Genomic DNA, 19,136 nt, shown 5'->3' on the forward strand with positions numbered 1-19,136 from the left:
ACCGCCATCAGGGCGCGAGTACCGTGTCGACCGCTTGCGGAAGCATGTCGGGATAGTCGAGCGTATAGTGCAGGCCCCGGCTTTCCTTGCGGCGGAGCGCCGAGCGGACGACCAGGCGAGCGACTTCCAGAAGGTTGCGCAGCTCGATCAGGTCGGGTGTCACGTGGAAATGGCCGTAATATTCGTCCACTTCCTTGGCGAGCAGGTCGATGCGGTGCTGCGCGCGCTCCAGCCGCTTGGTGGTGCGGACGATGCCTACATAGTCCCACATGAAGCGGCGGATTTCCTTCCAGTTGTGCTGGACGATGACCTCTTCGTCGCTGTTGGTGACGCGGCTTTCATCCCAGGGGTGTACCGCTGGGGGCGGGGGCAGTTCGCTCCAATGGGCGCGGATATGGCGGGCCGCCGCCTCGCCGAAGACGAAGCATTCGAGCAGCGAGTTGGACGCGAGGCGATTGGCCCCATGCAGGCCGCTTTCGGTGACTTCGCCAGCAGCATAGAGGCCCGGCAGGTCGGTGCGGCCGTCCAGGTCGATGATGACCCCGCCGCAGGTATAATGTTGCGCCGGGACGACCGGGATCGGTTCCTTGGTGATGTCGATGTCGAGGTCGAGCAGCCGCGCGTAGATGGTGGGAAAGTGGGTGCGGACGAACTCGGGTTCCTTGTGACTGATGTCGAGATGAACATAGTCGAGGCCGAGCCGCTTTATCTCATGGTCGATGGCGCGTGCCACCACATCGCGGGGCGCAAGTTCGGCGCGGGGATCGAACCGGGGCATGAAACGCTCGCCGCCGCCGGGGACGCCGGGGGGGAGCTTCAGGTGCCCGCCTTCGCCGCGCACGGCTTCGGTGATCAGGAAATTCTTGACCTCCAGATTATAGAGGCAGGTCGGGTGGAACTGGTTCATCTCCATGTTGGAGACGCGGCAGCCCGCGCGCCAGGCCATGGCGATGCCGTCGCCGGTGGCGCCGCGGGGGGCGGTGGAGAAAAGGTAGGTGCGGCCCGCTCCGCCGGTGCAGAGGATCGTCGCACGGCCCAGCAGCGCGTCGACATGCTTGGTCCGCTTGTTGAAGGCGTAGACGCCCCAGACATGACCGTCGCCCGAATAGCGCTCGCCATGGCGGGAGGTGATGAGGTCGATGGCGACCATGTCCTCCAGCAGGGTAATGTTGGGGTTGGCGCGCGCGGCCTTCAGCAGCGCGACTTGCACGGCATGACCGGTGGCGTCGTCGACATGGACGATGCGGCGGTGGCTGTGCCCGCCTTCGCGCGTCAGGTGCCAGCGTTCTCCGAACTCTTCGCCGCCGTTGAAGGGCACGCCCAGCTCCGCCAGTCTTTCGATGGCGGCGGGGGCTTCGGAGACGACGAACTCCACTGTCTCGCGGTTGTTGAGGCCTGCGCCTGCGACCATCGTGTCGTTGACATGGGCTTCGAAACTGTCGCCTGCGTCGAGGACGGCGGCGATGCCACCCTGCGCCCAGTTGGTTGAGCCGCTGTCGAGCGCTGCCTTAGCGAGGACGACGACTTTGCGATCCTGCGCCAGGTTGATGGCGGCGGTGAGGCCTGCCGCGCCGGAGCCGATGATGACGACGTCGTGGGTGGTGGTGGGCATTACTTCTACTGCTCCCCTCCCGCTTGCGTTGACCGGAGGCACGTGACTCCGGTCAAGGACCGGGGGTGGGCCTGCGCAAGGGTGGTCTGGATGTGCGTTATGACGCCTTCGAGGTTTTTCATCACATCGGCATTGGAAAAGCGCAAGATTTGATAGCCGAGGGAGCGACAGTATTCTTCTCGATGCTGATCATATGCTGCGCGCGGGTCATGGCTCTCACCATCGATCTCTATGATGAGGTACAGTTCGCGGCAGAGGAAATCGGCGAAATATGGGCCTATCGGCATCTGGCGGCTGAATTTGTGGCCGAGTTTGCGGGCGCGGAGTTGTTGCCACAATAGTCTTTCGGGAGTGGGGGCGGCATTTCTGAGCTGTTTCGCGCGAGCTGTGTTGCGCGGGTTGAAAGGTCGCGCTGGCCCACCCCCCAGCCCCCTCCCGCCTGCGGGAGGGGGAGCAGATTGCGCTTCTTCCTTCACGCCGCCGCCGTCAGGTTGAGGAAAACATCCTCAAGATCCGGATCCCTCGTGACGACGTCCACGATCGAGAGGCCGCTTGCCTGAACGGCGCTCAGCACCTGCCCGGCATTGGCGCGGTCCTTCATGTAGGTGATGGTGAGCGTGCGCTGGTCCGACAGTTCGACCTTTTCGAAACAGGGCGCATCGGGCGGAGCGGTGATGTCGCGGTCGACGGTTACCTGCACGACTTTCTCTTGCGCCATGGCGATGAGTTCGCGGGTAGGTTTATCCGTGATGACGCGGCCATGGTTGATGATGCCGATGCGGTCGCACAGTTCCTCGGCTTCTTCGAGATAGTGGGTGGTGAGGACGATGGTGACGCCCTGTGCGTTGAGCTCGCGCACATAGGCCCAGAGTTGCTGGCGCAGCTGGACGTCGACGCCTGCGGTCGGTTCGTCCAGCACCAGGATCGGCGGTGAGTGGACCATGGCTTTGGCCACAAGCAGGCGACGCTTCATGCCGCCGGAAAGGGTGCGGGCATAGGCGTTGGCTTTGTCCTCCAGATGGACGGCGCGCAGGAGTTCGAGGGAGCGGCGGCGTTCCTTGGGCACGCCATAATAGCCCGCCTGGTTTTCCAGCGTCTCGAACGGCGTGAAGAAGGGGTCGAAGACGATTTCCTGCGGCACGATGCCAATGCTGTTCTTGGCATTGCGGGGGTTCTGGTCGATGTCGAAGCCCCAGATTTTTGCCGTCCCGCTGGTCTTGTTGACGAGGCCTGCGAGGATGTTGATCGTGGTCGACTTGCCCGCGCCATTGGGGCCGAGCAGGCCGTAGATCTGGCCGCGCGGGATGGTGAGGTTGATATTGTCGAGCGCGCGTTTTCCGCCTGCATAGACTTTGGTGAGGTTGGTGATCTCTATGGCGGGAGTGGGGCTGTCGGTCATGGTTGAACTCTATGGGGATCGTAGGCGGCTAAGGAAAGAGGCTGGGACGGCCGAAGTTCACAGTGTCGTCGGCTGATTTGGGCTGAAATCGCCGGGATCGCGACGAAAAGGCGGCGGGAACGCGACAGGTGCGCGACAGGATCAGGCCGGGGGGCGGGGGCGGGTTTCCAAGGCGAAGGGATCGGCCATGCGCGTCGCGTGGATCTCGAGCGCGTCGTTCCAGCAGCGGTCGAACGTTGTGCCGATGAGGCGTTGGCGCAGGCGGTGGGCGCTGGACCGCGACATGCCGACCGACCGCGCGGCTTGGGAGACGTTGCCGGTTTCGATCAGCGCGGTGAGGAAGAGGCGCTGAAGGGCTGGGGTCCAGCGGCCATGGCCGGATGGCGGCGGTAGGTCGCGCGCGGCGGGCGGGGTGGGGAGAGGCTGTTCCATCCGGCAGGATAGATCAGGGGAAATCCTATTTTGGAAGGGGCGAGAGGCGCTCTTGTGTGACGAAGTCGGAGAGGGTGCGGGAATAAAGCTGATGCTCGGCGATGAGGATGCGCGCGGCTAGGCTGTCGGCGGTGTCGCCGGGCAGGATCGCTACCGCCGTCTGCGCCAGCACCGGGCCGTCGTCCAGTTCGCTGGTCACGACATGGACGGAGCAGCCCGCATGGCTGTCGCCCGCGTCGAGCGCCTTCTGGTGCGTGTCGAGCCCCTTATATTTGGGGAGAAGGCTGGGGTGGATGTTGAGCATCCGGCCTTCCCAGCCGCCCACGAATTCCGGGGAGAGCAGGCGCATGTAACCGGCGAGGGCCACATATTCCGCGCCTGCCTTGCGCAGCTGCGCGTCGATGATCTGGTCGAATTCGGCGCGTTTCAGGCCCTTGTGGCTTTGGGCGAAGGTGGGGATGCCTTCGGCCTCTGCGAGGGTGAGGCCGGGGGCTTGCGGGTCGTTGGCGGCGACGAGGACAAGCTCATAGGGGCAGGAGGGATGCTTGGCGGCGTAAAGCAGCGCCGCCATGTTGGACCCGCGTCCGGAAATCAGAACGCCGACTTTTGCCTTTTGCATGGGGAACTTCCCTGCCGCTGCGGGAGGTGTCGGGGGTAGGCTTGCTCAAGCCGACCCTGTGACATGCCCTCCCCTAGCCCCTCCCGCCAGCGGGAGGGGGATTGGTTGATTAACCCAGATGCGTGGCGGTCCAGTCGGCCTTGGCGCTCCAGGTCTCCTGGCTGCCCTTGACGGTGCAACCCTTTTCGCCCGCTTCGACCAGCCCCACGCGGACGACTGTTTCGCCTGCGGCTTCGAGGTCGGCGGTTACGCTGTCGGCTGCATCAGCGTCCACGGCGAGCACCATGCCGACGCCGCAGTTGAAGGTGCGCGCCATTTCTTCCGGCTCGATATGGCCCTGCGCTTGCAGGAAGGCCATGAGGCGCGGCTGTTCCCATGCGTCGGCATCGACCACGGCATGGCAGCCTTCGGGCAGGACGCGGGGGATGTTTTCGAGAAGGCCGCCGCCGGTGATGTGGGCGAGCGCGTTGATCTTGCCGCCGCGTACCAGCGGAAGGAGCGGCTTCACATAGATGCGGGTCGGGGCCATCAGCGCGTCGATCAACAGCACTTCATTGTCGAAGATGGCCGGGCGGTCGAGCTTCCACCCCTTGTCGGCGGCGAGGCGGCGGACGAGGGAGAAGCCGTTGGAATGGACGCCCGAGGAGGTGAGGCCGAGGAGGACGTCGCCTGCCTTCACCTTGTTGCCGGTGAGCGCCTGGCTACGTTCCACCGCGCCGACGCAGAATCCGGCAAGGTCATAGTCTCCGGCGGCATACATGCCCGGCATTTCTGCGGTTTCGCCGCCGATGAGGGCGCAGCCGGCCTGTTTGCAGCCTTCGGCGATGCCCGCGATCACGCGTTCGGCGACGCCGCTCTCCAGCTTGCCGGTGGCGTAATAGTCGAGGAAGAAGAGCGGCTCCGCGCCCTGCACGATGAGGTCGTTGGCGCACATGGCGACAAGGTCGATGCCGACGCCGTCATGGCGGTCATGGTCGATTGCCAGCTTGAGCTTCGTGCCGACGCCGTCATTGGCCGCGACGAGCAGAGGGTCGTCATAGCCAGCGGCTTTGAGGTCGAAGAAACCGCCAAAGCCGCCCAGTTCGGCGTCTGCGCCAGGACGGCGGGTCGCCTTGGCCAAGGGGGCGATGGCACGGACCAGCGCATTGCCTGCCGCGATGTCCACGCCAGCCTTGGCGTAGCTGTAGGATTCGGTGTCGCTCATGCCCGCGCCCACTATAGCAATGATGCGGAAAACGGAACGGCAAATGGGTTGCCGCTTGGCAGATGGGGGAAATCCCGCCAAAAGGGCGCGCGTGAGCCTGTCCACTGCCTTCCAAAGCCAGATTTTCCGGCCTTCTTCGCTGCTTCGCCGCTTGTCGCGGCCCGTCCAGATTCTGGGTGCGATCATGCTTGGCCTCGCGGCTGCGGCCCTGTTCGCGCAGATGGAAGGCGAACGCGGCGTGCCGCCGATCGCCAGTGGCGGCGATTATCAGGTAGGCGGCATCAAGGTCGACGTGATGGGCAAAGATGCCAACAGCGCGCGGCAGGCGGGCTGGCGGCTGGCGCAGCGGCAGGGCTGGCGGATGCTGTGGACGCGCACCCATGGCGCGGCGGGCGTGCCGAACCTGTCCGATTCGCAGCTGGAAGCGATGATTTCCGGCATCGAGATCGAATATGAGCAGATCGGGCCGACGCGCTATGTCGCGACGCTGGGCATATTGTTCGATCGCGCGCGGACGGGGCAACTGCTGGGCGTGTCCGGAAATGTCATGCGTTCGCCGCCGCTGCTGGTCATTCCGGTGATGTGGGACGGCGGGTCCGCCGTCTCCTATGAGCGGATCAATGAGTGGCAGAAGGCCTGGGCGCGGTTCCGCACCGGGGACAGCGCGATCGACTATGTGCGGGTGAGCGGTTCGATCGCCGACCCCATCCTGCTGAATGCGGGCCAGGTGGGGCGGCGCGGGCGGCTGTGGTGGCGCGTGCTGCTGGACCAATATGGCGCGGCTGACGTGGTGGTGCCGATCGCCCGATTGCAACGGGAATATCCGGGCGGCCCGGTAAGGGGCACGTTCACCGCGCGCTATGGGCCGGACGATACGCTTATCGGCAGCTTTTCGCTTCGCGCATCGGCCGAAAGCGCGCTGCCGCAGATGATGGATGAGGCCGCGCGGCGGATCGACCAGCTTTATACAGCCGCGCTCAATGACGGGCGTTTGCGGCCCGACCCGTCGCTGATCATCGAGGAGCCGGTCAATCCCGACGCGCTCGAGATCGAGAATGCGACCGAGCAGCCGCTGGAGACACTGGAGACGCCAACGCCATCTGCGACCACCAGCAGCTTTTCGATCCAGTTCGATACGCCCGATGTCGGATCGGTGGCGCAGGGCGAGGCGGCGGTTCGGTCTATCCTGGGCGTCAGGTCGGCGGCGACGAGCAGCCTTGCGCTGGGGGGCACGTCGGTGATGCAGGTGAGCTTCGACGGCAGTGTCGAAGCGTTGCGCGCCGGGCTTCAGGCGCGAGGCTTCACCGTGACGGGTTCCGGCAATGCGCTGCGCATCCGCCGGGGCGGGGCGGCGGCACCTGCCGGAGCGGGAGCGGGGACGTCAGCGCCGCAATGAGCCAGATAAGCCTGCCGTTCGAATGGCCAGGGCAGGGGACGAACGATGACTTCCTGGTCAGCGACGCCAATCATGTCGCCGTCCGCCATCTGGAAAATTGGCGCGAATGGCCCTTGGCGATCAGCGTCCTGAGCGGTCCGGCCCGGTCGGGGCGGTCGATGCTGGGTCGCCGCTTCGCCGCGATGAGCGGGGGCATGGTGATCGACGATGCGCAAGGACAGGAGGACCGGCTGCTGTTCAACGCCTGGAACGATGCGCAGACGAGCGCCAAGCCGCTGCTGCTGATCGGGGACAGCGCGCCGACGCTGTGGGACGTGGCGCTGCCGGACCTGCGGTCGCGCCTTGCCGCCGCGCCGCATGTTGCGATCGAGCAGCCGGACGAGCCGCTCGCCCGCGCACTTATCGAACGGGCGCTGGGGGGCGCGGGGTCACGATATGGGCAGGATTTGCCCGACTGGCTGCTCCGCCGGATCGAGCGCAGCTATGCCGCTATCGCCGAGGTGACGCGCCTGCTCAACGAAGCGGCATTGTCATCGGGACGTAAGATTTCCGTCGCTATGGCCAAAGAGAGTCTGCAAGCGGCTGGTTTCTTGCCTATAGTGGCGGACGATCCGCACCCCTCATCATAGTGAGAGAGACGTGGCCGAAGCTGATCCGTCCGCCAGCCTGACACTGCCCACCGACCGCTATTTCAACCGGGAGCTGTCCTGGCTGGCATTCAACCAGCGCGTGCTGGAAGAGGCGATGAACCGTGCGCATCCGCTGCTGGAGCGGCTGCGGTTCCTGTCGATTTCCGGGGCGAACCTGGATGAATTTTTCAGCGTGCGCGTGGCGGGCCTGAAAGGGCAGCAGCTGCAGGATGTCGATATGCGCTCGGCCGATGGGCTAACTCCCGCGCAGCAGCTTGCCGCGATCGCCGATGAGACCGCGCGGCTGATGACGGCGCAGCAGAAGGTCTGGGGCGCGCTGCATGGTGAACTGACGCAGGTCGGGATCGAGGTGATGGGGCCCGCCAGCGAGATCGATCCGGGCAGCGAAACATGGCTGCGCGAGCATTTCCTGAGCCAGGTCTTCCCGATCCTGACGCCGCAGGCGCTGGACCCGGCGCATCCTTTCCCCTTTATCCCCAATCAGGGGCTGTCGATCGTCTTCGATCTGGAGCGGCTGTCGGACAAGCAGCCGATCCGCGAACTGGTGATGATCCCGTCCTCGCTGGCCCGCTTTGTTCGGGTGCCGGGCACCCCGGCGCGCTACATGGCTTTGGAGGCGGTGATCCGCCGTTTTTCGGGCGACCTCTTCCCTGGCTATCGGGTGCGCAACAGCGGCGTGTTCCGCATCATCCGCGACTCCGATATCGAGATCGAGGAAGAGGCGGAGGATCTGGTCCGCTATTTCCGCAGCGCCATCAAGCGACGCCGCCGGGGCCGCGTCATCCGCATGGAGATCGAGGAGCGCATTCCCGAGCCGGTCGAGGAAATGTTGCAGGACATGCTGCAGGGGCATGAGGCGATCATTGCCGAGGTCGAGGGCTTTGTCGGCATCGGCGACCTTAGCGGCATTGTCGATGAGGATCGGCCCGACCTGAAGTTCGAACCCTATGCGCCGCGATTCCCTGAACGAATCCGCGAATATGGCGGGGATTGCTTTGCGGCGATCCGGGCGAAGGACATTGTGGTCCATCACCCATATGAAGCGTTCGATGTGGTCGTTTCGTTTCTGAAACAAGCGGCGTCCGACCCCGACGTTGTGGCGATCAAGCAGACGCTGTACCGCGCGGGCAAGCAGTCGGCGATCATCCGCGCGCTGATCGATGCGGCGGAGGCGGGCAAGTCGGTGACGGCGGTGGTAGAGCTGAAGGCGCGGTTCGACGAGGAGCAGAACCTGATGTGGGCCGACGCGCTGGAACGCGCGGGCGTGCAGGTGGTCTATGGCTTCATCGATTGGAAGACGCATGCCAAGGTGTCGATGGTAGTCCGCCGCGAGGGCGAGGCTTTTCGCACCTACTGCCATTTCGGCACGGGCAATTATCACCCCGTCACCGCGCGCATCTATACTGACCTCAGCTTCTTCACCGCCGATCCCGCCTATGGCCGGGATGCCGCCGCGCTGTTCAATTACATCACCGGCTATGTCGAGCCGCAGAGCCTGGAAAAGCTGGTGATGAGCCCGCGCGACCTGCGCAATCGCCTTTGCCAGCTGATCGACGCGGAGATCGAGCATGTCCGCGCCGGGCGGCCGGGCAATATCTGGGCGAAGATGAACTCGCTGGTCGATCCGGCGATCATCGAAAAGCTCTATGCGGCGAGCAATGCGGGGGTGGAGATCGACCTGATCGTGCGCGGCATCTGCTGCCTGCGGCCGGGGGTGCCGGGCATGTCGGAGAATATCCGGGTGAAGTCGGTGGTCGGCCGCTTTCTGGAGCATAGCCGCATCACCGCCTTCGGTAATGGCAAGGCGCTGCCCAACAATGGCGCGAAGGTGTTCATCAGCTCGGCGGACTGGATGCCAAGGAACTTTGACCGCCGCGTCGAATTTCTTGCCCCTGTGGAGAACCCGACCGTTCACGACCAAATATTGGACCAGGTGATGGTCGCCAACCTGATCGACAGCGAACAGAGTTGGGAGCTGGACAGCGACGGCCATTATACCCGCGTGGATTCGAGCGATCGGCCGTTCAACCTGCACCGCTATTTCATGACCAACCCGTCGCTGTCGGGCCGGGGCGCGGCGATGGACAGCGGGACGGTGCCGACTTTGCGCCTGCGCGGCCGGGCCTGACGCGCATGAATTCGATGCTGAGCCAGGTGCGCGCCATCGCCGAAACGATGGTGACATCCCCCGCCCATGCCAAGGCGCGCACGGCGATCATCGACATCGGGTCCAACAGCGTCCGCCTGGTCGTTTATGACGGGCCGCGGCGCATTCCGTTCATCCTGTTCAATGAAAAGGTGATGGCGGGGCTGGGCGCGTCGCTCGGGAAGACGGGGCGGATCGAGCCTGACGCGATGGAGCGCGGATTGCGGGCGGTGGGACGCTTTGCCCATCTGTGCCGCGAGATGGAGGTGCGTGACGTGCGCTGCGTCGCCACCGCCGCCGTGCGCGACGCGGCCAACGGCGATGAGTTCATCCTGCGCGCCAGGGACATGGGGCTGGAGGTTGAACTGCTGTCGGGGAGGCAGGAAGCGGTCGCGGCGGCCTATGGCGTGCTGTCGGGCATACCCGGCGCGGACGGCATCGTAGCGGACCTGGGCGGCGGCAGCCTGGAGCTGGCGCGAATCCGCGGGGGCGCGGTGCATGAGACGATATCGCTGCCGCTGGGCGTGCTGCGCCTGCCGCAGATCCGGGCGAAGGGGCCGGGCGCGCTGGAACGCTGCGTCAAGAAGATGCTGGCGAAGGCGGGCTGGAGCGCGGGGCCTGACCTGCCCTTCTATCTGGTGGGCGGATCGTGGCGCGCGCTTGCCCGGTTCGACATGCAGCTGACCAACTTTCCGCTGCCGGTCGTGCATCAATATGCCATGCCCGCATTTCGCGCCGAGCAGCTGACGCGGATCGTGTCCCATGTCGGCCGTGCGCGGCTGAAGGATATTCCGGCAATCACCGGATCGCGCGTGCCGACCTTGCCCGACGCGGCGGCTTTGCTGTCGGTGGTCGTCCGGCAATTGCAGTCGAGCGAGTTGATCGTGTCGGCCTATGGCCTGCGCGAGGGGCTGCTGTTCGAAGACCTGCCCGCCGAGATCCGGACGCATGATCCCTTGCTGGTCGCGGCGGAGGCGGAGGGCGAGGCGCAGGGGCGCTTTGCGGGCCATGGCGACATGATCGACCGGTGGATCGGGCCGCTGTTCCGCGATGACGAGCCGTCCTGGCGGCGCATCCGGCGGGCGGCTTGCCTGCTGGCCGATGTCGGCTGGCGCGCCAACCCCGACTTTCGCGCGGAGCGGGGGGTGGAGATTGCCCTGCACAGCAATTGGGTGGGCATCACCGCATGCGAGCGGGCGATGCTGGCGCAGGCGTTGCACAGCAATTTCGGAGGATCGTCCACGCCGCCTGCCGGGATTGCGGGGCTGGCTTCTGTCGCTGCGTTGAAGCGCGCGACCTTGTGGGGGCTGGCGATCCGGCTTGGCCAGCGGCTGTCCGGCGGGGTCGAGGGGCCTCTGCTCGCGTCGACGCTGGAGATGGATGGCGATACGCTGGAACTGCGGCTGAAAGGCGTGGATGTGGACCTGTTCGGCGAGGCGGTCGAGCGGCGGCAGCGGCATTTGGCGCAGGCGATGGGGGTGAAGTATCGGATGGCTTGGTGAGGGTGGATTGCTCGCCTTTATTCGCGATGTTCGGCTTGGAAGCGGGACGCTGGATCGAGCTTGGGTTTCGAGACGAGGTGTTGAGCAACCGGCTCCCTCCCCCCTCTAGGGGAGAGGGTTGGGGAGAGGGGACGACGCCAAGGTTTAGTAGTCCCCTCTCCCGCCTTCGCTACGCTCGGCACCCTCTCCCCTGAAGGGGAGAGGGGACGGCTTCTAGCCTTCGCTGCGCTCGGCACCTCGGCGAGAGTCACGTGCCTCTGGCCGACCCCTGAAGGGGAGAGGGGATTATAGTCCTTCTGCACCAACTTGCCCCCGCATCTATAAGGCCCTATTGCGCGCGCACATGAACAGCAAGCACGCCCCCGATCCCGCTCTCCTCGCCAAGGCCGAAACGCTTGTGGAGGCGCTGCCCTATATGCAGCGCTATGCGGGGCAGACATTCGTCGTGAAATATGGCGGCCATGCGATGGGCGACCCCGAAGCGGCGCGCGATTTCGCCGAGGACGTGGTGCTGATGAAGGCGGTCGGCATCAATGTCGTCGTCGTCCATGGCGGCGGGCCGCAGATCGGCGCTATGCTCAAGAAGCTGGGCGTCGAATCGCATTTCGTGAACGGGCTGCGCGTCACCGACAAGGAAACCGCGCAGATCGCCGAAATGGTGCTGGCAGGTTCCATCAACAAGGAAATCGTCGGCTGGATTTCCGGCGCGGGCGGCAAGGCGGTCGGCATTTCGGGCAAGGATGGCGGGCTCGTCCTGTGCGAAAAGGTTGGCGATACCCGCGCGCCCGATCCCAATTCGGGCATCGAGCGCAATGTCGACCTGGGCTTCGTCGGTGATCCGGTGAAGGTCGACCGGTCGATCCTCGACACGCTGTCGCAGAGCGGCATCATTCCGGTCATCGCGCCGGTTGGCATCGGTGCTGACGGGCACACCTATAATGTGAACGCCGACACGATGGCGGGCGCGATCGCGGCGGAGCTTCAGGCTTCTCGCTTCTTCCTTTTGACCGACGTGGCGGGCGTGCTGGACAAGCAGGGGCAGTTGCTGACCGACCTCGATCCGGCTGCGATCAAGATATTGCAGGAAGATGGCACGATCAGCGGGGGCATGATCCCGAAGCTGGAGACCTGCGTGAAGGCGGTCGAGGGCGGCGTGGATGCTGCCGTCATCCTGGACGGGCGGGTGCCGCATGCCATGCTGCTGGAGATTTTCACCAAGCGCGGTGCGGGGACTTTAGTGCGCCGGTAATCGTCGTTTGCAATCGTCCTTCCCTTGTCCGTCATCCCAGCGGAAGCTGGGATCTTGGGCGGCTTGGCGTATCCTCTCCTGAGATCCCAGCTTCCGCTGGGATGACGGAGTGGGGCGAGAGGGTGATGGCGAAAGGGACTCTTGTCGCGCCATGCCCCGCTCGGCTAGAGCATCGGCAATCAATTGGAGACCACATGGCCTACGCGCTCTATCAGATCATCGTCATCCTGCTCGATGTGCTGTGGTGGATCATCATCATCCAGGCGATCATGAGCTGGTTGATCGCCTTCAATGTCATCAACACGTCCAGCGACATCGTGCGCACGATCATCGTCGCGCTCGACCGGATGACGGCGCCGATCTACAATCCCATTCGCCGGGTGATGCCTGACCTTGGCGCGCTCGACCTGTCGCCGATGGTCGTGCTGCTCGCCATCCTGATCATCCGCCAGGCCATTTTGCCGCCGATCTTCGGGCTGGTGTGAGCGTCTGGCGGCAGGACGGGACCGACCTGCTGCTTTCCGTCCGGTTGACGCCGGGCGCGGCGCGTGAGGATGTTGGCGGGTGCTGGACGGATGAGAAAGGCGCGCAGTGGCTCTGCGCGCGGGTTCGCGCTGTCGCGGAAAAGGGAAAGGCGAACGGGGCGCTCCTTGCATTGCTCGCCAAGGAGATGGATTGGCCACGCAGCGCGTTTTCGCTGGAATCGGGTGACAGCAACCGGCTAAAGCGGCTGCGTATCAAGGGCGGTGCCGACGCGTTGGTGCGGCTGTCCGCCATCATCAGGGAATGGGTTGAGGCAGCATGACCATCGGCAAGATCATCGACGGAAAGGCTTTCGCCGCCACGCTGCGCGCGAAGGTGGCTGATGGCGTATCCGCGTTCGTCGGGCGCACCGGGCGCAAGCCGGGGCTGGCGGTCGTACTGGTGGGCGAGGACCCGGCCAGTTCCGTCTATGTCCGCAACAAGGGCAAGATGACGGTCGAGGCGGGCATGGAAAGCCTGGAATTCAAGCTGCCCGCGAGCATCGGCGAGGAAGAATTGCTCGACCTGGTCGAGGAGCTGAACGCGGATGACCGGGTGGACGGCATCCTGGTCCAGCTGCCGCTGCCCGGCCATATCGACGAGGCGGCGGTGATCGGGACGATCGATCCGGCCAAGGATGTGGACGGCTTCCATGTCGTCAATAGCGGGCGGCTGGCGACGGGGCAGGAGGCGCTGGTGCCCTGCACGCCGCTCGGCTGCATCATGTTGCTGAAGGACGAGCTGGGCGACCTGTCGGGCATGGAGGCGGTGGTCGTCGGCCGATCCAACATCGTGGGCAAGCCGATGGCGCAGCTGCTGCTGGCGGAGAATTGCACGGTCACGATCGCGCACAGCCGCACGCGGGATCTGGCTTCGGTCGTGCATCGCGCCGACATCGTCGTGGCCGCCGTGGGACGCGCCGAGATGGTGAAGGGCGAGTGGATCAAGCCGGGCGCGACCGTGATCGACGTCGGCATCAACCGCGTGACGGACACGGAGGATGGCAAGAGCCGGATCGTCGGCGATGTCGCGACGGCCGAGGCGCTGGCGCATGTGCGGGCGATCACCCCGGTTCCCGGTGGCGTCGGGCCGATGACGATCGCGGTGCTGCTGCGCAATACGCTGGTGGCGGCCCATGCCCGCGCGGGGCTGGCAAAGCCGGAGGGGCTGTGACGGCAAGGCGGGCCGTTTTGATCGCGGCTTGCCTGACGGGGCTGGTCGCGGCGCGGCCGCCGATGCGGCATCAGCCTGATCCCAGTTCCGTCTTCGCCGCCGAAATCGCCTTCAACCGGCTGGCGCGGGACAAGGGGCAGTGGACCGCCTTTCGCGCGACCGCTGCCGATGACGCGGTGATGTTCGTGCCGCAACGGGTGCTTGCGAAACAATGGCTGAAGGGCCGGGCCGATCCGCCGCAGCCGGTGAGCTGGACGCCGTCGGTCATCCATGTGTCGTGCGACGGCAACATGGCGGCGAGCACGGGCAATTGGCAGCGGCCGGATGGAACGGTCGGCTATTTCACGACGATCTGGCGGCGGGACAAGCAGGGCGCGTGGAAATGGGTGCTGGACCATGGCGACACGCTGGGCGCTGCCCGCCCCGCGCCGGAATTTCTGGTGGGCAAGGTCGCGACGTGCAAGCGCGGCAAAGCGCCTGACGGAGTGGTGCCCAAGGCGAAAGCTGCGGTTCCGCCTGCCGATGAAAGCCTGATCTGGAGCGCGGAGGTTGCGCCCGATGGCGGACGGCAGGTCATGGTGCGCGTCTGGAACGGCACGGATTATGAGGTGGTGATCGATGATCGGGTGAAGGCGCCGGGAGCATGATCGAACTGTTCATATCCGCCTTCGTCACCTTGTTCGTGGTCATCGATCCGCCGGGCTGCGCGCCCATCTATGCCAGCCTGACCAATGGCGCGAGCCATGCGCAGCGGCGGGCGATGGCGATCCGCGCGGTGGGGATTGCGGCGGTCATCCTGCTGATCTTCGCGCTGTGGGGAAAGCAGCTGCTGGGCGTGCTGGGCATTGCGCTCGACAGCTTCCGGATCGCGGGCGGGATCATGCTGTTCATCATCGCGATGGACATGGTGTTCGAAAAGCGCACGCAGCGGCGCGAGGACCGGGCGCACAAGATCGCGGAGACGCCTGAGGTCGAGGACGTGTCGGTATTCCCGATGGCGATGCCGATGATCGCCGGGCCGGGATCGATCGCGACGGTGATGCTGCTGATGTCGCAGGCCGACGGGATCAGCCAGCGGCTGGTGGTGATCGGTGCGGTGGTGGTGACGCTGGCGCTGATGCTGGGGGCATTGCTGGCGGCGGGGCCGATCATGGCGCGGCTGGGCAGCAAGATCGAGGCGGTGATTACGCGGCTTCTCGGAGTGCTGCTGGCCGCATTGGCTGCGCAGTTCGTGATCGATGGGTTGAAGGCGAGTTTTTGAGGTGCGGCACGCCGTCTGAGGTCCTTCTCCGTTCGGGCTGAGCCTGTCAAAGCTCTTTACTTCTTATGAAGAAAGAAGAGCCCTTCGACAGGCTCAGGTCGAACGGAGGAGAGGGTAAAGAAGCCGGGAGCGCTTGGGGCGCGTCCCGGCTTTTTTGGTCATGGCGGCAGGCTTTAGGCCCGGATGTCGCTTTCCGTGACCGGCGCGATCTTGATTTCGACGCGGCGGTTGCTGGCCTTGCCCTCGGCCGTGGCGTTGGAAGCGATGGGCTGGGTTTCGCCGAAACCGCGTGTCGCGATGCGGGCCGACTGGACGCCGTGGCTGGTCAGATAGTCCGCCACCGACTGAGCGCGGCGTTCGGACAAGGTCTGGTTATAGGCGTCCGCGCCGTCGCTGTCGGTGTGGCCGTACACGTCGATATAGGTTTTGGGATATTGCGCCAGCACGGAGGATACTTCGTCCAGCGTCGGGCGGAACTGCGGCTGGACGGCGGCGCTGTCGGTGGTGAAGGTGATGCCGGACGGCATGCGCAGCACCAGATTGTCACCGTCGCGGATCACGTCGACGCCGCTGCCTGCGGTTTCCTCGCGCAGCTTGCGCTCCTGCGCGTCCATGTAAGCGCCGATGCCTGCACCCGCGACCGCGCCGATGCCTGCGCCCAGGATCTTTTCCGTACGGTCACGCTTGCCGCCGACCAGATCGCCCAGCAGATAGCCGCCGAGGGCGCCGCCGATGCCGCCGATCGCGGCCTTCGAAATCTGACGCTGGCCGGTGTTGGGGTCAGTCGTGCAGGCGGCGGTGGCGAGCATGGCGGCTAGTCCCGCCGTACCCAGGATGCGATGAGAAATCCGCATAGATTTGAGTTCCCTTATTTATCTTGCACCCGAAAGCGCGGATGCAGGCCCCAATCATCGAACCGGCGCTTTTGTTCCACCAGCGAACTGAACCCCAGATGATGCAACGGTTGTGAAATTGTAAGAAACAGGGTTATAGGGCGTAGCTGACCACCATGGCCACGATCCCCCCGCACGCTCCGACGCCCTTTCCCTGGGTAGATATCGTCATCATTCTGGCGCTCGTCGCGCTGAACGGCGTCTTCGCCATGTCGGAACTGGCGATCGTATCCGCCCGCCGCCCGCGCTTGCAGGCGATGGAAAAGGCGGGGCGGCGCGGCGCGCACACGGCGCTGATGCTGGCGAGCGATCCCGGCAAGTTCCTGTCCACCGTCCAGATCGGCATCACCCTGATCGGCATCGTCGCGGGTGCCTATTCCGGCGCGAGCCTGGGTGGGCCGGTGGGTGAGCGGTTGCAGCTATTGGGCCTGTCGCCCAACGTTGCCGAAAATCTGGGCTTCGCGGTCGTCATCGGCCTGACGACCTACGCGTCGCTGATCATCGGTGAGCTGGTGCCCAAGCAGTTCGCCCTGCGCGCTCCCGAGCCTATCGCCGTTGTCATGGCGACGCCGATGCTGTGGCTGGCGAAGATCACCGCGCCCATCGTGTGGGTGCTGGACGGGTCGAGCGCGCTCATTTTCCGCCTGCTGCGCATGACGCGGGAGTCCGAACATCATGTGACGGCCGAGGAGCTGCACCTGATCGTGGCGGAAGCGAGCCGCTCCGGCGTGATCGAGGAAAGCGAACGCGCCATCATTTCGGGCGTGGTGCGGCTGGCCGACCGCCCGGTGCGCGAGGTCATGACGCCGCGGATGGACGTCGACTGGATCGACATCAACGCGGACGATGAGACGGTCCGCGCAAGGCTGCTCCAGACCCCGCACACGCGGCTTCCGGTGGGACGGGGCACGGTGGAGGATATTATCGGCGTCGTGCAGGCGCGCGACATCATGACGGCGTTGTTCCGGGGCGAGCGGCTCGATGTCGGATCGCTGATGCGCCGGGTGGAGGTGGTGCCCGACCAGGTCGACGCCATGGACGCCCTGGAAGTGCTGCGCCGCGCCGACGTGCCGATGGTGATGGTGCATGACGAATATGGCCATTTCGAAGGCATCGCGACGCCTGCCGACCTGTTGTCGGCGATCGCGGGCCACTTCGCATCCGACCGTGACGTGCATGATGAACCCGATGTCGTGGAACGGGACGATGGCAGCTTGCTGGTGTCGGGGCAGATGCCGGTGGACCTGCTGGCGGACCGGATCGGCATCGACCTGCCGGAGGACCGCGACTATGCGACGGTGGCGGGCCATGCGCTGTGGCTGCTCAAGCGCCTGCCGGAAGTGGGCGACTTCATCGAGGATCAGGGATGGCGCTTCGAGATCGTCGATATGGACGGGCGCAAGATCGACAAGCTGCTGGTGGCGGAGCGGTAGAGAACAGCTCGGGTAAGCAGGAGCCGGAAAGCGATGCTTTCCGGCTCCATGCGTTTGTTAGATGGTGGCGTTGCGGGCCTGAGACGCGTTGTGGCCGCCGTTGCGGTACAGCACCTCGCGGACGCGCCCGGCATCCAGTCCGGCGTCGGCAACCGTGACGAGCACGGCGCCATCCTTCAAACGGCCGCCATAATAGTCAGCGTCTTCCTTGCTGACGCCGTGCTTGGTCAGGGCCTCATTGAGGCTTCCGCCGATCGCTCCGACGACAGCGCCGATGCCGACGGCTTCGGGCACGGCCGAGGCAGCGATGGCGCCAGCGGCTGCGAGCGGCCCGACGCCGGGGATCGCCAGCGCCGCGACGCCCAATCCTGCGCCCAGCGCGCCGCCACCCAGAATGCCCCGGAGAATGTTCCGATGGTGTTCGTCGGTGATCTCGCCGTCGCCGCTGGTGGTCGTGGTCGTGCCGCCATGGTGGGCGATGACGGACAGGTCACTGTCATTCACGCCGAGCGTGCGTAGCTCCGATACTGCCCTTTCGGCCTCTGCGTGTGAGTCGAAAATAGCTGATGCCTGTACCATGACCGGGTCCTTTCCTGGGCTTTGCTGCTGTGTTGCAGACGAGCCTGAACCCGGAGCGCATGCCGATGTTCCGTGGCAAGCGACGGGAAGAGGGTGGGCGAGCGGTAGGTGAGGTGACTGGATGGGGCGAGTGGTGGGGAGGAGGTTTTGGGAAACGTGCGGGCGTTGCGCTAGCCCACCCCCCGACCCTTCAAACGAGCCACGTGCCTTGTTTGACGCCTGCGGGAGGGGAGTGAGCGAAATAGGTAATAGACTGGCGTTGCGCTATCCCACCCCCCGACCCCCTCCCGCTTGCGGGAGGGGGGGTAAGAGGCGCAAATTTCTATGGGCTCACCCCTGAAACACAACGGGCGCGGCAATCGTGCCGCGCCCGTGGGTTCGTCAGAAGGGGCTGGCCCTTATTTGCCGGGGGCAGCGGGTCCGGTCGCGGGCGCGGCGTTGGCCGGGGCCTTGCCTTCGACGCTTTCGGCGGCGTTCGTGGCGTTGCCTGCGGCTTCAGCAGGCGTGGCGCTGGCGTCGGCGGGTGCCGCATCCGCGGCGGGGAGGGGAAGGTTGGAGCCCTGCGTGTTCATCCAGGCGATAAGGTTCGCGCGGTCGGCCGGGTTCCCGAGGCCAGCGAAGGTCATCTTGGTGCCGGGCGCGAATTCGCGCGGGCTCTTCAGCCAATGATCGAGATTTTCGAAGGTCCAGTTGCCGCCCTTGCTCTTGAGCGCGTCGGAAAAGGCGAAGCCGCCCTTGCCTTGGCCGATGGCTTCGCCCACGGTCGCAAAGAGGTTGGGACCGATGCCGTTGGCTCCGCCCTGATTGATGGTGTGGCATGCGGCGCACTTGGCGAAGACCTTTTCACCGGCAGCGACATCGGCGCTGGCGAGCAGGGTGTTGAGGCCGGGGCCGCTGGCCGCGCCGCCTTCACCTTCGGCCTCGACGCCTTCGATCGCATAGCCCATCTTTTCGGGACGTTCCGCGTGGAAATATTTGGAGCTGACGATGCCGCCACCCAGCGCAATGATTCCCGCAAACAACGCCCAGCCTGCAACGGTGTTGAAACGATCACTCATTTCGCTTG

At 65.3% G+C, this 19,136-nt stretch carries 19 protein-coding genes and 1 pseudogene; 11 read left to right on the forward strand and 9 right to left on the reverse strand.

Annotation, left to right across the window (positions count from 1 at the left end; genetic code table 11):
• Positions 1 to 7: 7 nt before the first annotated feature.
• From nadB to purM, 6 genes and pseudogenes are all read right to left on the reverse strand, one after another.
• A complete protein-coding gene (gene nadB, locus ACYU8T_RS00260) occupies positions 8 to 1,612 on the reverse strand; it encodes an L-aspartate oxidase (protein WP_461158156.1) in 1,605 nt (534 codons plus the stop codon).
• Positions 1,613 to 1,617: 5 nt separating this feature from the next.
• Positions 1,618 to 2,088 (reverse strand): endonuclease domain-containing protein, encoded by a 471-nt coding sequence (locus ACYU8T_RS00265; protein WP_461158157.1) that lies wholly within the window; start codon positions 2,086 to 2,088, stop codon positions 1,618 to 1,620.
• Positions 2,085 to 3,011, reverse strand: coding sequence for an ABC transporter ATP-binding protein (locus ACYU8T_RS00270; protein ID WP_461158158.1), 927 nt, complete (start codon positions 3,009 to 3,011; stop codon positions 2,085 to 2,087). Before ACYU8T_RS00270 ends, ACYU8T_RS00265 begins: the two co-directional genes overlap by 4 nt.
• Positions 3,012 to 3,152: 141 nt before the next feature.
• Entirely contained in the window at positions 3,153 to 3,443 is a 291-nt protein-coding gene (locus tag ACYU8T_RS00275) for a LysR family transcriptional regulator (RefSeq protein ID WP_461158159.1), read from the reverse strand.
• Between the two features lie 46 nt (positions 3,444 to 3,489).
• Positions 3,490 to 4,062, reverse strand: a pseudogene (gene purN, locus ACYU8T_RS00280) (phosphoribosylglycinamide formyltransferase); the annotation flags it as partial.
• 109 nt (positions 4,063 to 4,171) lie between these two features.
• Positions 4,172 to 5,266, reverse strand: coding sequence for a phosphoribosylformylglycinamidine cyclo-ligase (purM, locus tag ACYU8T_RS00285; RefSeq protein WP_097090861.1), 1,095 nt, complete (start codon positions 5,264 to 5,266; stop codon positions 4,172 to 4,174).
• A gap of 184 nt (positions 5,267 to 5,450) precedes the next feature.
• Here purM and ACYU8T_RS00290 point away from each other — a divergent pair, with 184 nt between their 5' ends.
• The 10 genes from ACYU8T_RS00290 (at position 5,451) to ACYU8T_RS00335 (ending at position 15,165) form a co-directional block, all read left to right on the forward strand.
• Positions 5,451 to 6,662 (forward strand): heavy-metal-associated domain-containing protein, encoded by a 1,212-nt coding sequence (locus ACYU8T_RS00290; RefSeq protein ID WP_461159707.1) that lies wholly within the window; start codon positions 5,451 to 5,453, stop codon positions 6,660 to 6,662.
• Complete coding sequence (locus ACYU8T_RS00295; protein ID WP_461158160.1) at positions 6,659 to 7,291, forward strand: P-loop NTPase family protein; 633 nt, start codon at positions 6,659 to 6,661, stop codon at positions 7,289 to 7,291. Before ACYU8T_RS00290 ends, ACYU8T_RS00295 begins: the two co-directional genes overlap by 4 nt.
• Before the next feature lie 10 nt (positions 7,292 to 7,301).
• Positions 7,302 to 9,440 carry an RNA degradosome polyphosphate kinase gene (locus tag ACYU8T_RS00300; protein WP_461158161.1) on the forward strand — a complete coding sequence of 713 codons (2,139 nt, stop codon included), beginning with the start codon at positions 7,302 to 7,304 and terminating at the stop codon, positions 9,438 to 9,440.
• A 5-nt stretch (positions 9,441 to 9,445) separates the two neighbouring features.
• Entirely contained in the window at positions 9,446 to 10,960 is a 1,515-nt protein-coding gene (locus tag ACYU8T_RS00305) for a Ppx/GppA phosphatase family protein (RefSeq protein ID WP_461158162.1), read from the forward strand.
• A gap of 343 nt (positions 10,961 to 11,303) precedes the next feature.
• Complete coding sequence (gene argB, locus ACYU8T_RS00310; RefSeq protein WP_236575039.1) at positions 11,304 to 12,209, forward strand: acetylglutamate kinase; 906 nt, start codon at positions 11,304 to 11,306, stop codon at positions 12,207 to 12,209.
• 194 nt (positions 12,210 to 12,403) lie between these two features.
• Entirely contained in the window at positions 12,404 to 12,694 is a 291-nt protein-coding gene (locus ACYU8T_RS00315) for a YggT family protein (RefSeq protein WP_097090866.1), read from the forward strand.
• Entirely contained in the window at positions 12,691 to 13,014 is a 324-nt protein-coding gene (locus ACYU8T_RS00320) for a DUF167 domain-containing protein (protein WP_461158163.1), read from the forward strand. Before ACYU8T_RS00315 ends, ACYU8T_RS00320 begins: the two co-directional genes overlap by 4 nt.
• Complete coding sequence (gene folD / locus ACYU8T_RS00325; protein WP_097090868.1) at positions 13,011 to 13,904, forward strand: bifunctional methylenetetrahydrofolate dehydrogenase/methenyltetrahydrofolate cyclohydrolase FolD; 894 nt, start codon at positions 13,011 to 13,013, stop codon at positions 13,902 to 13,904. Before ACYU8T_RS00320 ends, folD begins: the two co-directional genes overlap by 4 nt.
• A 62-nt stretch (positions 13,905 to 13,966) precedes the next feature.
• On the forward strand, positions 13,967 to 14,551 hold the full coding sequence (locus ACYU8T_RS00330; RefSeq protein ID WP_461159708.1) for a YybH family protein: 585 nt from the start codon (positions 13,967 to 13,969) through the stop codon (positions 14,549 to 14,551).
• Positions 14,548 to 15,165, forward strand: a complete 618-nt coding sequence (locus ACYU8T_RS00335) for a MarC family protein (RefSeq protein ID WP_247234111.1) — start codon at positions 14,548 to 14,550, stop codon at positions 15,163 to 15,165. The genes ACYU8T_RS00330 and ACYU8T_RS00335 overlap by 4 nt, the downstream gene beginning before the upstream one ends.
• 173 nt (positions 15,166 to 15,338) lie before the next feature.
• On the opposite strand, the gene ACYU8T_RS00340 is transcribed toward ACYU8T_RS00335, so the two are convergent.
• Positions 15,339 to 16,019 (reverse strand): OmpA family protein, encoded by a 681-nt coding sequence (locus tag ACYU8T_RS00340; protein ID WP_097090871.1) that lies wholly within the window; start codon positions 16,017 to 16,019, stop codon positions 15,339 to 15,341.
• A gap of 155 nt (positions 16,020 to 16,174) precedes the next feature.
• On the opposite strand from ACYU8T_RS00340, the gene ACYU8T_RS00345 reads away from it, so the two are divergent.
• A complete protein-coding gene (locus ACYU8T_RS00345; RefSeq protein WP_247234109.1) occupies positions 16,175 to 17,491 on the forward strand; it encodes a hemolysin family protein in 1,317 nt (438 codons plus the stop codon).
• Positions 17,492 to 17,548: 57 nt separating this feature from the next.
• Here the strand turns inward: ACYU8T_RS00345 and ACYU8T_RS00350 are convergent, their stop codons facing one another.
• A complete protein-coding gene (locus tag ACYU8T_RS00350) occupies positions 17,549 to 18,070 on the reverse strand; it encodes a hypothetical protein (protein ID WP_141397797.1) in 522 nt (173 codons plus the stop codon).
• Between the two features lie 398 nt (positions 18,071 to 18,468).
• A complete protein-coding gene (locus tag ACYU8T_RS00355; protein ID WP_097090874.1) occupies positions 18,469 to 19,128 on the reverse strand; it encodes a c-type cytochrome in 660 nt (219 codons plus the stop codon).
• Positions 19,129 to 19,136: the final 8 nt, after the last annotated feature.

This window comes from Sphingobium sp. TomMM35A (genome assembly GCF_054771735.1).